This is a genomic window from Plesiomonas sp. (assembly GCF_051650925.1).
In the GTDB taxonomy this organism is placed as follows: Bacteria; Pseudomonadota; Gammaproteobacteria; order Enterobacterales; family CAMTGL01; genus Plesiomonas.
Window position 1 is genome coordinate 16,204 of record NZ_JBOFRH010000524.1, and the last position, 12,565, is coordinate 28,768.

Sequence of the window (12,565 nt, forward strand, 5' to 3'; positions counted from 1 at the left end):
ATTTACACATTTTCAGCCTGCTACACAGAACGAAGATCGGTCCTCTTAATAATTATTAGTGATCTTCATTACACAAATGCACACCGCATATGGAGTATTACTCCATCAAATGGAATTATACTCCAATCAACATCGGTCGGAGTGTAATCTCATGAATAAGCTCAGCATGCTCAGGCAAAATTTCTTCGAACAAGCACAAAAATTTGGCAAATCCCTGATGCTGCCCATCGCGGTACTACCAGCGGCAGGCCTTTTACTCGGTATTGGCGGAGCACTATCAAATCCAAATACATTGGCAGCCTACCCGTTTTTAAATATCCCACTGCTTCAGGCTATCTTTACCGTCATGAGCAGTGCCGGTGCCATTGTATTTAGCAACTTACCTCTGCTGTTTGCGGTCGGGCTGGCTGTCGGCCTAGCAAAAAGCGATAAAGGCACGGTTGGATTAGCCGCAGTACTTGGTTATTTGGTGATGAATGCCACCATAAACTCACTGCTGATCTTAAATACCGAACTTGCCACCGGTAACTTAGGTGCGAGCGGTCAAGGTATGATCCTCGGCATTCAGGCACTCGATACTGGCGTATTTGGTGGTGTGATTGTCGGCATTATGGCTTACCTACTGCACTCACGTTATAACAAGATTGAGCTGCCACAGTTTTTAGGCTTTTTTGGCGGATCCCGATTTGTACCCATCATCACCTCATTCGGGGCAATTATCCTTGGTACACTGATGTATCTTGTCTGGCCGGTAGTACAAGCGGGTATTGCCAGCATGGGCAGCTTAGTTGAAACAACCGGCTATATTGGCACATTTATCTACGGGTTTGTTTTGCGTTTATTGGGCCCGTTTGGTTTACACCACATCTTCTATTTACCTTTCTGGCAAACCGCTCTGGGTGGCAGTGCCGTGGTCGATGGAGTATTGGTGGAAGGCACACAGCGTATTTTCTTTGCGCAGTTGGCCGATCCAAATACCGCAAAGTTCTTTGAGGGAACCGCGCGCTTCATGTCTGGCCGCTTTATCACCATGATGTTTGGTTTGCTAGGCGCAGCACTTGCCATCTACCACACAGCAAAACCCGAACATAAAAAGCGTGTTGGCAGCCTGATGTTGACCGCCGCCTTAACCTGTTTCCTAACCGGTATCACCGAGCCTCTGGAATTTTCCTTCCTGTTTTTAGCGCCGGTATTGTACGTCGTGCATGCCTTCTTTGATGGCCTTGCCTTTATGCTGGCTCATATCTTCAGCATCACCATTGGGCAGACCTTCTCGGGTGGCTTCATTGACTTTGTTCTGTTCGGTATCTTACAAGGTGAAACCAAAACAAACTGGATGTTCGTTCCAGTCATCGGTACGGTGTGGTTTTTCTTGTATTACTTTACCTTCCGGATCCTGATCACCAAATTAGGGCTAAATACCCCGGGGCGTGAAAAAGAGGCTGTTGAAGCCGAGCCTGCCGGAGAAGCCATCTCAGGTACAGAACGAGCACAACGGATCATTGACGGGCTAGGCGGTAAATCCAACATCAAAGATGTCGATTGCTGCGCCACCCGCTTGCGGATCTCAGTTAATGACAGTGAACAAGTCAACCAAGAGCTGATTAAATCAACACAATCACGCGCTATCGTGATGAAAGGTAACGGGGTACAAATTATTTATGGCCCGCATGTTACGATCATTAAAAATGAAATAGAGGAAGTATTAGGCTTATGACAGCGAATCTGTTCAAGAAAATCCACAAAGGGCTGGTTGTTTCCTGTCAGGCACTCGACGATGAGCCACTGCACAGTGATTTCATTATGGCCAGAATGGCCGTTGCCGCAGCACAAGGCGGCGCTGTGGGTATTCGCGCCAACAGTGCAAAAGATATTGCCGCCATCAAGCAGCATGTTGATCTGCCGATTATCGGTATCATCAAGCGCGATTACGCCAACAGTAACGTGTATATCACCGCAACATTGCAGGAAGTGGATGAACTGATGACCGTTCATCCAGAAATGATCGCGCTCGATGCCACCATCAACCCTCGCCCTCAGGGTGAAACACTGGCTGAATTGGTGACTAAAATTCGCAGTAAATACCCTGATGTTGCGCTGATGGCCGATATCTCAACGCTCGAAGAGGCAAAAATTGCCGAACAACTGGGCTTTGACTGTGTATCAACCACACTGCACGGTTACACCGAATACACCCAGACCCACAAACTGTATCACAACGATTATGTGTTTTTGAAAGATGTACTGGCCAATGTCAATATTCCCGTGATTGCAGAAGGTAATGTAGAAACGCCTGAAATGGCAAAACGCTGCATGGAACTTGGCTGTTATGCCGTGGTTGTCGGCAGCGCCATTACTCGCCCGCAACTTATCACACAACGCTTTGCGCAAGCCATCGCATAAACCACCTAAAGCCCTGTACGTTTTAAACCACGTGCAGGGTCTGTGAACATAAAAAACAGACACAAAAAAGCCCTCGGCAATAGCCTGAGGGCTTTTTATTATCTACAGTAACACTTAAATAATATCGAATGCGTTACGCATTTAGCACCTGTGCAATTTCAGCAGCACACAAGTGATACTGGCGCGGGCACGCATGCCATACATTCAACATACGCTGATATTTATCCCACATCGGCATCTGAGCATTAAACCCGTGTACAGACGCATCAAACTGCGGGTAACGGCCTTCCGTTTCTACCAGAAAGCGAACATATCCCAGTAAATGTGGCTCTGTGGCCGCATCAAACCCTAAAAAACTTAAACGGCGTGAATCAATCGGCTGCTGAGTATCAGCACTCAAATTATTAAATGACACCTGCAGAGCGTGGTACATCTCCATTGCATCAATAATCGTGCGGCAATCCTCTTCGCTCAGATCACCAAAATGACGATCCAACTCCCGCAACTGCAAACCATAACCACACTCAACAATTGTCTGCAAACGGCGATAACGCGCGGCATTATTCGGATCCATCATCGCCATCAAATTATACTGGTTCGATAAAATCAGACGCTGGGCGTTCGTCATTTCCATGGTTTGCTCTCCGCATAAGAAAAATAAAAGTTTTTCACCACAACAGTGTATTGCCTTTATATCGGCTCAAATAACATCAGCCACCGTATTTTCACGTTTTACACGCAAAAATCACCCATACTGAATAAGCTGTATCGTTTCAGTTTAATAAACTAACACTGTGGTCGTGAAAAACATTTCATCCATAAAGTTGTCATAAAGTAGCATGGTCATAACATCGATTTTTTGATTTTAAACACGTTTTGTTTCACAGCCAGTCGCAAAACAAAACATTCATTGTGATTCAGATCAAAAAATAAAAAGACTTTATTTAAAGGGAAGGATAAAAACGAAAAACAACACAGGCCTACTGTCCGACAATCAGACCCAGTAAGCCTGTGATATACAACACCACGCCTTAGTATATACCTCAGTACTGCAATATATGCCTTAGCCTAGTTACAACAGCGTAGTTACAGCGAATCAGCTACAGCTCATCTAAAATCTGCCATTCCGGTTTTTTCAACGCACGATTGAGCAACTCAGCCAATTCCTGATAACGAGGGTTACTGGCTACCGGTAACAGCGCCATCCCACCCGCTTGCATTTTATGGTAGATATCTCTATACCACTGGGTCAAAGAGGGCGGCAAGCGTGTATTTGCCCGTTTTCCTAACCACCACAAGCCTTGCAACGGCAAACTGAGCGAAAACAGCGCCACGATCACAGCAATCGCCATATTATCGCCACCACCCACAGACATCTGCCATGCCACACTGAACACCGCCAATGCCGGCATAAAACGTTGTGCAAACTTCGTTGTTTTGATTATGCGGGGCTCGGGGAAAATCATCGCCAAACGCTTCTCTGCTGGCCACGACTTCATGTACGTTTGCCCATCCCGGAGCAGCTGCATCCAACTCGGACTCACATCACTCATACGCCCTCCGATTCAAAAAAAAGTGCAACGATTAAAATATTTAAGTAAAAATTGATTAAAATTAAGCTTCTTTATTCAATTTATTTTGTGATCTGCGGTAAGTATCGCTATTCTATGCGCTCACACAAGCATGAGCAGATCAATTCAACCATAGTCGTATATAAAGCAGGTGTCATCTACTTTTCTGTGTCTGATTATCGGAGAAACATACTTTTGCTTAAGATAAGCAAGTTTCCCAATAATGCACTACGATTTTAGGATTGTACGCGATTTGTTCATGTCATGATCATCCGATTTAGACGTATAGGTACTTTCTCATGTCGAGCAAGCTGGTTCTGGTTTTAAACTGCGGTAGTTCCTCACTGAAGTTCGCCATCATTGATGCAGTAACAGGTGACGAGCATCTCTCTGGTCTGGCCGAGTGTTTTAACCTGCCGGAAGCCCGTATCAAGTGGAAAATGGATGGTGCAAAACACGAAGCTGAGCTGGGTGCAGGCGCTGCACACGCAGAAGCACTGAGCCACATCGTGAACACCATTCTGCCGCAGAAGCCGGAGCTCTCTGCTAACCTGACCGCTATCGGTCACCGCATTGTTCACGGTGGTGAAAACTTCACCGCATCTGCTGTGATCAACGCTGACGTTATCGACGGCATCAAAGCTGCGATTCCTTTTGCTCCCCTACACAACCCTGCCCACCTGATCGGTATCGAAGAAGCACTAAAAGAATTCCCGAATCTGGCAGACAAAAACGTTGCAGTATTTGACACTGCGTTCCACCAGACTATGCCACAAGAAGCATACCTGTACGCAGTACCATACAGCCTGTATACCGAACAGCACATCCGCCGTTACGGTGCACACGGTACTAGCCACTTCTACGTAAGCCGTGAAGCAGCAAAAGTGCTGAACAAGCCGGTAGAAGAGCTGAATGTTATCACTTGTCATCTGGGTAACGGCGCATCTGTTGCTGCTATCCGTAACGGCGAGTGTGTTGATACTTCTATGGGTCTGACTCCACTAGAAGGTCTGGTTATGGGTACGCGTTCAGGTGATATCGATCCTGCTATCGTATTCCACCTGCACGACGCAATGGGCATGTCTGTTGCTGAAATCAACGAAATGCTGACCAAAAAATCAGGCCTGCTGGGTCTGACCGAAGTTTCTAACGACTGCCGTTACGTTGAAGATAACTACGAAACTGCAGAGAACGCGAAACGTGCTATGGATGTATTCTGCTACCGTTTAGCAAAATACGTAGCATCTTATGCTGCTGCAATGGAAGGCCGTCTTGACGCTATCATCTTCACCGGTGGTATCGGCGAGAACTCAGCATTGGTTCGCGAACTGACCATGAAGAAACTGGCTGTTCTGGGTTTTGAAATTGATCCAGAAGGCAACCTGAAGGCACGCTTTGGTAAGTCTGGCAACATTGCCACTGCCAACAGTCGCCCTGCTCTGGTCATCCCAACCAACGAAGAGCTGGTGATTGCACAAGACGCTGCACGTCTGACTGCATAATCAACGACTTCCGCACCGTCAGCTCTGCTGGCGGTGCTTTTTTGCATTCTAGCCCAACCGAATAGAGGTTTAGCCGTGTCCCGTACCATCATGTTAGTTCCCATCGGCACCGGTGTCGGTCTGACCAGCGTCAGTCTAGGTGTTGTACGCGCGATGGAGCGCAAAGGCGTTAACGTCAACTTCTTCAAACCTATCTGCCAGCCACGTCAGGGCGGCACTGAGCCGGATCTGACCAGCAGCATCATCAACGCTAACGGCACAGTAAAAACTATCGAGCCGTTTGCCCTGAGCTTTGCCGAAAACCTAATCGGCAGTGGCCAGACTGATGTACTGCTTGAGCAGATTGTTGCGCGTTTCAGCGAAGAAACTAAAGATGCTGATACCGTTCTGATCGAAGGTTTAGTGCCAACGCGTAAGCAGTCTTTTGCAAACAATGTCAACTTTGACATTGCAAAGACATTAGGCGCAGAAATCGTATTTGTTATCACTCCGGGCACCGATTCCCCTGAAGAGCTCAAAGAGCGTCTTGAAGTGGCATGCTCTAACTTCGGTGGATTGAAAAACAAATCTATCGCAGGCGTGATTGTTAACAAACTGAACGCACCGGTTGATGAAATGGGCCGTACTCGCCCAGACCTGTCTGAAATTTTTGATGACAGCAGCAAAGCAAAATCAGCTAACGTTGAAGTTTTGCAACTGTTTGCCAACAGCCCACTGCGCGTTCTGGGTTGTGTGCCTTGGAGCTTTGACCTGATTGCCACCCGTGCAATTGATATGGCCAAGCACCTGAATGCTGAAATCATCAACGAAGGTGAAATCAATACCCGTCGTATTAAGAATGTCACCTTCTGTGCGCGTAGCATTCCGCACATGGTTGAACATTTCCGCCCTGGCTCACTGCTTGTCACCTCAGCAGACCGTTCTGATGTTCTGGTTGCAGCCTCACTAGCAGCCATGAACGGCGTTGAAATTGGCGCTCTGCTGCTGACTGGCGGTTACGCTATCGAACCTCAGGTGCGTGAGCTGTGTGCCCGTGCATTTGAAACCGGCTTGCCTGTATTTGGCGTAAAAACCAACACGTGGCAGTCATCTCTGAGCCTGCAAAGCTTTAGCTTGGAAGTGCCAGTAGACGACAAAGAGCGGATCGAGAAAGTTCAAGATTTCGTCGCCTCACACATTGATGGCCAGTGGATTGAGTCAATGACTGCGGCATCAAGCCGTTCACGTCGTCTGTCTCCACCAGCATTCCGCTACCAACTGACTGAACTAGCCCGTAAAGCTGGTAAGCGTGTTGTTCTGCCAGAAGGTGATGAGCCACGTACTATCAAAGCTGCAGCACTGTGTGCCGAGCGCGGTATTGCCGAATGTATCCTGCTGGGTAACCCAGAAGAGATCCAACGTGTTGCTGCTTCTCAGGGCGTAACACTGGGCAAGGGTATCGAAATTGTTAACCCTGCTGACGTCATTGAAACCTACGTTCCACGTTTGGTTGAACTGCGCAAAAACAAGGGTATGACCGAAGTTGTTGCACGTGAACAACTGCAAGACACCGTTGTTCTGGGCACAATGATGCTGGAAGCTTCTGCTGTTGATGGTCTGGTATCTGGCGCGGTTCACACCACAGCCAACACCATTCGCCCACCTTTGCAGCTGATCAAGACAGCACCGGGTGCATCACTGGTTTCTTCTGTGTTCTTTATGCTGCTGCCTGACCAAGTACTGGTTTACGGTGACTGTGCAATCAACCCAGATCCAACCGCTGAGCAACTGGCTGAAATCGCGATTCAATCTGCAGAGTCTGCTATTGCCTTTGGTATTGACCCACGTGTTGCCATGATCTCTTACTCTACCGGTACTTCAGGTGCAGGTAGTGATGTAGAGAAAGTTCGTGAAGCAACCCGTATTGCACAAGAAAAACGCCCAGATCTGATGATCGACGGCCCACTGCAATACGATGCCGCTATCATGGCTGACGTAGCAAAATCAAAAGCACCAAACTCAAAAGTAGCCGGTCAAGCTACCGTATTCGTCTTCCCAGACCTGAATACCGGTAACACCACCTACAAAGCAGTACAGCGTTCAGCTGATCTGGTCTCTATCGGCCCAATGCTGCAAGGCATGCGTAAGCCAGTTAATGACCTGTCACGCGGCGCACTGGTTGACGATATTGTCTACACCATCGCACTGACTGCAATTCAGGCGACACAACAGTAATTATTGTTCTGTCTGAAATACAAAAAACCGGCTGATAGCCGGTTTTTTTATTCGCGATTTAATACCCGAACCACGTTTTACCTAATGCGTATCCGGCCTAAAATTGTCTGCACTTATTGTCTGCACTTAGCTCGAATTTAACCCCAGCCATTAAATCGGTTAATTACTGACTTTTTTCAGTAAAAAGCTCACCGCTATTACGGTTAAGCCATAAATCAAGCGCAACCCGAGTATCTGGCGTGATTTCACGGCGACGCTGGTTTATCTCATCAAGAGACATCCACATCACTTCTGCAATCTCTGACTCTTGCAGTGCAAATGGCCCTCGGCTGATACAACTGAACAACCCGCCCCACACTTTGCAATCTTCAGACTCATAATAGAAACTGCCATGATCAAGGAATGGAATGCCAGCAATACCTAGCTCCTCCTCCCCTTCACGCTTAGCCCCTTCACTCATGCTCTCGCCCGCCGACACCACACCGCCAGCAGCCGCATCCAGCCAACCGGGGTAGAAATCTTTACCCTCGGTTCGACGCTGAACTAAAATATTACCCATGCCATCGTGCACAATGATATAGGTGGCACGGTGACACAGGTTTTGCTCTCTAACCTGCTGCCGAGACACCGTATCTGTCACACGGTTCTCTTCATCCACAACATCAACCCACTCTTGCACCAGTGTATCCATCAGGTTCGATCCTTGACTTATCATCATTAAGCGTCAATTGTGATAGCAGCAATGGCAGACTGAGTGTCTAGTGCCAATACCTGTAACCGATTATCCGCCAGCAAACCATAACTTGCCGGGAACCCGCCTTTCGGCAGCGCCGCTGAACCGGGGTTAAATACAATAATATCCCCTGACATTTCAGCCACCGGAAGGTGCGTATGCCCATACGCCAGTATATCTCCCGCGGCAAGTGGTGGCAGTGACTGCGGGTTATACAGGTGTCCGTGCGTTAAAAATATCCGTCGCGCAGGCAGTAAAACCTGCTGGTAATCTGCCATCACCGGAAAATGTAGCAGCATCTGATCAACTTCACTCTCACAATTGCCACGCACCGCAATAATTTTATCTTTATAGGGATTTAAAAGCGCAGCAACTTGTGCGGGAGCATAACCCGCAGGCAGCGGATTACGTGGGCCGTGATACATCAGATCACCGAGTAAAATCAGCCAGTCAGCCTGATGTTGTTCAAACCGTTGTAATACCCGCTCAGTTGCCTCAACCGAGCCATGCAGATCAGAAGCAAATAACAATTTCATGGTGATAGGAAAGCAGAGGAAAGAGACGCCTAGAATACCGTAGCCATCGGACAGATGCCATGATTCATATAAGATAAAAGGCTTCAAAATGAAGCCTTTTAATTGCATAACATTACATACTGATTAAGCCTGAAAAATGAAAGCGTAATCGTTGTATTTTTTGCGCAGAAAACAACTCAAGCGTATGATTTTAAAATCAATCAATCAGCTCAACTGTCATGGCAATACCTTCACCACCACCGATACACAGCGCCGCTAAACCACGCTTTTTACCGTAGCGACGCAAGGCGTGGATCAGAGTAACCACAACACGCGCACCACTAGCACCCAGCGGATGCCCTAATGCACATGCACCACCGTGTACGTTCACTTTCGCACTGTCTAAACCGACATCTTTAATTGCCAGCAGAGTTACCATCGCAAAAGCTTCATTCACTTCAAACAAGTCAATATCATCTACCGACCAACCTGCCTGATCAATTGCTTTTCGAATAGCGCCTACCGGTGCTACGGTAAACTCTTCAGGTGCTTGGGCGTGTGATGCATAAGAGACAATCCGAGCCAACGGCTTGCAACCTTGCTGGGCGGCATACTCTTCCGTTGCCAATACCAGCGCCGCAGCACCATCAGAAATAGAGCTAGCATTTGCGGCAGTAATGGTTCCCTCTTTCGCAAAGGCAGGGCGCAGCGTTGGGATCTTCTCAGGTTTAGCATTCCCCGGCTGCTCATCAACGGCCACCAGCGTATTACCACTGCGGCTGCTAACGGTAACGGGTGTTATTTCTGCTTCAAACGCACCTTCAGCAATCGCTTTATTTGCTTTTGCCAGTGACGCTATCGCAAAGTTATCCATCTCTTCACGGGAAATTTCACGCTTATCGGCCATTTGCTGTGCCAATACACCCATCAGCTTACCGCTGTAAGCATCCTCAAGACCGTCAGCAAACATGTGATCTTTTACCGCACCATGCCCCATACGCAGGCCAGCACGTGCTGCCGGAAGAATGTAAGGGGATTGCGTCATACTTTCCATGCCACCGGCAACAATTACATCTGCTTCACCGGTACGCAAACTTGCCGCTGCCTGCATCAGGGTTTTCATCCCTGAGCCACACACTTTGTTCACTGTCGTGCAGGGTACACTGTCAGGTAAACCGGCAGCTAATGCCGCTTGACGCGCAGGTGCTTGCCCTTGTCCAGCAGGCAATACGCATCCCATCAATACCTCATTAACATGATCAGCTTGAATATCAGCACGCTCTATTGCTGCTTTAATTACTTCAGCGCCCAATTGTGGGGCTGAAAATCCCCCCAAACTGCCCTGAAAACCACCCATTGGGGTACGAACAGCAGACAACACAACGATATTCTTAGACATAACAACCTCTTCCTTGGCTTATTTTGTTTTTTATCTACGGGTAAATTTTGTTCAGTATGCATCTGTATTCAGTTTTACCCGCCATAGATGACTTATAGTTTACAAAAAACTGAATATCCAAAAAAAAGTTACCTACATTCCAAAATAATTGTCTGTCTGTCTGTTTTAATGCACTAAGTGTATGCCAGCGCATTACATGTAATAAACATGTTAACAACAATTAACATTTTCACTGCAAAAAAATGCCGCTGAATTTGTTATCATTCAACGGCATACGGATGTAATCACAAGCAGTCAGTAAACTTAATACGTTATCCGGCAGGCAAATCGAGCGGCAATGCCGTTGTATATTTAATCTGCTCCATGGCAAAACTTGATGTTACCTCACTCAACCCCTGCACATTGTTCACCAATTTTTTGTAAAACGTATCAAACTGCTTCATTCCCGAAACCTGAACCCGCAGTAAATAATCGTATTCACCGGCCATACGGTAAAACTCCATCACCTCAGGGCATTCACTCACCTGCTGCACAAAAGCCTGATACCAATCACGGGTATGATTTTGTGTTTTCAGCAGCACAAATGCCGTTAATCCAACACCAATTTTCTCTGCATCCAGCAAAGCCACACGCGCTCGGATCACCCCACTCTCTTCCAGACGCTTTAACCGCTTCCAGCAAGGTGTGGTAGTCAGATTTACCGTATCAGCCAACTCCTGCAAAGAGAGTGCACTGTTATGCTGTAACAACGCCAGTAACTTACGATCTATTTTATCCAACATGATTTTTTTAGGAAAATTTTCTACTTGATAAGGTAATTACAGGGATAATAGCAATGTTTTTCTTCGCACAGCTAGGTAGGATAATAAAAAACCGTACTGGACGCTGACATATGCCATCTCGATCTTGGGTTAACCGTGCCATTCACGCGATTGAAGCTGATTTTCAACGCTCCGCTGATACACATCTGATAAAACTGCCACTGCCGAATTTTCCGGGTATCGATCTCTATTTAAAGGATGAGAGCACTCACCCAACCGGCAGTTTAAAACACCGCTTAGCCCGTTCACTGTTTCTGTACGGCTTATGTAATGGCTGGATTAAAGAAGGCACGCCAATTATCGAGGCATCATCAGGCAGCACGGCCATTTCAGAAGCCTATTTTGCGCGCTTATTAGGTTTACCTTTTATTGCTGTCATGCCGCGTACCACAGCGAAAACAAAAATTGCCCAAATTGAGTTCTATGGCGGAAAGTGCCACTTTGTTGATCACTCCTCAGAGATTTACGCGGAATCAGAACATCTAGCCAAAACACTGAACGGCCATTATATGGATCAGTTCACCTATGCCGAACGCGCTACCGATTGGCGCGGAAATAACAATATCGCAAACAGCATTTTCCGCCAGATGGAGCTAGAACCGCACCCAATTCCGCGCTACGTAGTCATGAGCGCCGGAACAGGGGGAACATCAGCAACGATTGGCCGCTATATTCGTTATAAATCACACCCCACTGAATTGCTGGTTGTTGACCCTGAAAACTCTGTCTTTTTTGATTGCTATACCCGTAATGATCGGGATTTGACCTGCGGATGTGGCAGTAAAATTGAAGGTATTGGCCGCCCGCGTGCCGAGCCCTCTTTTATTTGCGGCGTGATTGATGAAATGATGCAAGTGCCTGATTTAGCGAGTATCGCCACCATTCACTGGCTAGAGAAAATAGTAGGGCGGAAAGTCGGTGCATCAACCGGAACGAATGTCTGGGGAGCACTACAACTGGCACAACGCATGCGGGCAAACCACGAACAAGGTTCAATTGTAACCTTGTTGTGCGACAGCGGTGAACGTTACCTAGATACCTATTATGATCCCGCATGGATACGCGGCACACTAGGCGATATGTCACCTTATCTGCAGCAGCTTCAACAGTTGCAACAGGCTTAAAACGAACGTCAGTAACCCTTTTACTTATTCACATAGTAATACGGAAGTCACGGTAACTGCGCTCGTAAGGCGATAAACAGACAAATAAAAAAAGCGATTTTCCAGCCATTAACGGCAGAAAATCGCTTTTTACTTTTTACTCTAAAAATAGCTAAGCTATTTTTTTATCTCTGTACCTTATGACTGTTTTATTGATAACAAACAGTGTGAAAAACACCAAGCCAGCACAAAGCTCCTCTTAGCTATGCTCTTTATCACTGAGCGGCGCAGACGCTACAGAAGA

Annotated in this window: 11 protein-coding genes; 5 read left to right on the forward strand and 6 right to left on the reverse strand. The window is 47.1% G+C overall.

Annotation, left to right across the window (positions count from 1 at the left end; all coding sequences use genetic code 11):
- Positions 1 to 151: 151 nt before the first annotated feature.
- Together ACRC27_RS12535 and ACRC27_RS12540 are read left to right on the forward strand one after the other, a co-directional pair.
- Entirely contained in the window at positions 152 to 1,717 is a 1,566-nt protein-coding gene (locus ACRC27_RS12535) for a PTS transporter subunit EIIC (RefSeq protein ID WP_438623084.1), read from the forward strand.
- Positions 1,714 to 2,403: an N-acetylmannosamine-6-phosphate 2-epimerase gene (locus ACRC27_RS12540; RefSeq protein ID WP_438623083.1), complete on the forward strand. Its 690-nt coding sequence runs from the start codon at positions 1,714 to 1,716 to the stop codon at positions 2,401 to 2,403. The genes ACRC27_RS12535 and ACRC27_RS12540 overlap by 4 nt, the downstream gene beginning before the upstream one ends.
- 133 nt (positions 2,404 to 2,536) lie before the next feature.
- On the opposite strand, the gene ACRC27_RS12545 is transcribed toward ACRC27_RS12540, so the two are convergent.
- Positions 2,537 to 3,037, reverse strand: a complete 501-nt coding sequence (locus ACRC27_RS12545) for a YfbU family protein (protein ID WP_438623082.1) — start codon at positions 3,035 to 3,037, stop codon at positions 2,537 to 2,539.
- Positions 3,038 to 3,503: 466 nt separating this feature from the next.
- Complete coding sequence (gene yfbV / locus ACRC27_RS12550) at positions 3,504 to 3,956, reverse strand: terminus macrodomain insulation protein YfbV (protein WP_438623081.1); 453 nt, start codon at positions 3,954 to 3,956, stop codon at positions 3,504 to 3,506.
- A gap of 317 nt (positions 3,957 to 4,273) precedes the next feature.
- Between yfbV and ackA the strand changes: the two genes are divergently transcribed.
- Positions 4,274 to 5,476: an acetate kinase gene (gene ackA, locus ACRC27_RS12555; RefSeq protein WP_438623080.1), complete on the forward strand. Its 1,203-nt coding sequence runs from the start codon at positions 4,274 to 4,276 to the stop codon at positions 5,474 to 5,476.
- Between the two features lie 75 nt (positions 5,477 to 5,551).
- Complete coding sequence (gene pta, locus ACRC27_RS12560; protein ID WP_438623079.1) at positions 5,552 to 7,690, forward strand: phosphate acetyltransferase; 2,139 nt, start codon at positions 5,552 to 5,554, stop codon at positions 7,688 to 7,690.
- Positions 7,691 to 7,853: 163 nt separating this feature from the next.
- Here pta and yfcD read toward each other — a convergent pair whose 3' ends face one another.
- The 4 genes from yfcD to ACRC27_RS12580 form a co-directional block, all read right to left on the reverse strand.
- Positions 7,854 to 8,381 carry an NUDIX hydrolase YfcD gene (yfcD, locus tag ACRC27_RS12565; RefSeq protein WP_438623078.1) on the reverse strand — a complete coding sequence of 176 codons (528 nt, stop codon included), beginning with the start codon at positions 8,379 to 8,381 and terminating at the stop codon, positions 7,854 to 7,856.
- A 26-nt stretch (positions 8,382 to 8,407) separates the two neighbouring features.
- Positions 8,408 to 8,959: a phosphodiesterase gene (gene yfcE, locus ACRC27_RS12570; RefSeq protein ID WP_438640023.1), complete on the reverse strand. Its 552-nt coding sequence runs from the start codon at positions 8,957 to 8,959 to the stop codon at positions 8,408 to 8,410.
- Between the two features lie 196 nt (positions 8,960 to 9,155).
- On the reverse strand, positions 9,156 to 10,337 hold the full coding sequence (locus ACRC27_RS12575; protein ID WP_438623077.1) for a thiolase family protein: 1,182 nt from the start codon (positions 10,335 to 10,337) through the stop codon (positions 9,156 to 9,158).
- Positions 10,338 to 10,648: 311 nt separating this feature from the next.
- The gene (locus ACRC27_RS12580; protein ID WP_438623076.1) at positions 10,649 to 11,119 is read right to left on the reverse strand and encodes an Lrp/AsnC family transcriptional regulator; all 471 of its coding nucleotides are present in this window, start codon (positions 11,117 to 11,119) and stop codon (positions 10,649 to 10,651) included.
- A gap of 110 nt (positions 11,120 to 11,229) precedes the next feature.
- Here ACRC27_RS12580 and ACRC27_RS12585 point away from each other — a divergent pair, with 110 nt between their 5' ends.
- On the forward strand, positions 11,230 to 12,282 hold the full coding sequence (locus ACRC27_RS12585) for a PLP-dependent cysteine synthase family protein (RefSeq protein WP_438640022.1): 1,053 nt from the start codon (positions 11,230 to 11,232) through the stop codon (positions 12,280 to 12,282).
- The last annotated feature ends 283 nt before the right edge of the window (positions 12,283 to 12,565 follow it).

What these genes read in the sequence shown, in the direction of transcription:
- ACRC27_RS12540 (WP_438623083.1), top strand. Translation starts at nt 1,714, where the DNA reads ATGACAGCGAATCTGTTCAAGAAAATCCACAAAGGGCTGGTTGTTTCC.
- ACRC27_RS12585 (WP_438640022.1), top strand. Translation starts at nt 11,230, where the DNA reads ATGCCATCTCGATCTTGGGTTAACCGTGCCATTCACGCGATTGAAGCT.
- yfcE (WP_438640023.1), bottom strand. Translation starts at nt 8,959, where the DNA reads ATGAAATTGTTATTTGCTTCTGATCTGCATGGCTCGGTTGAGGCAACT.
- yfcD (WP_438623078.1), bottom strand. Translation starts at nt 8,381, where the DNA reads ATGGATACACTGGTGCAAGAGTGGGTTGATGTTGTGGATGAAGAGAAC.
- ACRC27_RS12535 (WP_438623084.1), top strand. Translation starts at nt 152, where the DNA reads ATGAATAAGCTCAGCATGCTCAGGCAAAATTTCTTCGAACAAGCACAA.
- ACRC27_RS12545 (WP_438623082.1), bottom strand. Translation starts at nt 3,037, where the DNA reads ATGGAAATGACGAACGCCCAGCGTCTGATTTTATCGAACCAGTATAAT.
- ACRC27_RS12580 (WP_438623076.1), bottom strand. Translation starts at nt 11,119, where the DNA reads ATGTTGGATAAAATAGATCGTAAGTTACTGGCGTTGTTACAGCATAAC.
- yfbV (WP_438623081.1), bottom strand. Translation starts at nt 3,956, where the DNA reads ATGAGTGATGTGAGTCCGAGTTGGATGCAGCTGCTCCGGGATGGGCAA.
- ACRC27_RS12575 (WP_438623077.1), bottom strand. Translation starts at nt 10,337, where the DNA reads ATGTCTAAGAATATCGTTGTGTTGTCTGCTGTTCGTACCCCAATGGGT.
- ackA (WP_438623080.1), top strand. Translation starts at nt 4,274, where the DNA reads ATGTCGAGCAAGCTGGTTCTGGTTTTAAACTGCGGTAGTTCCTCACTG.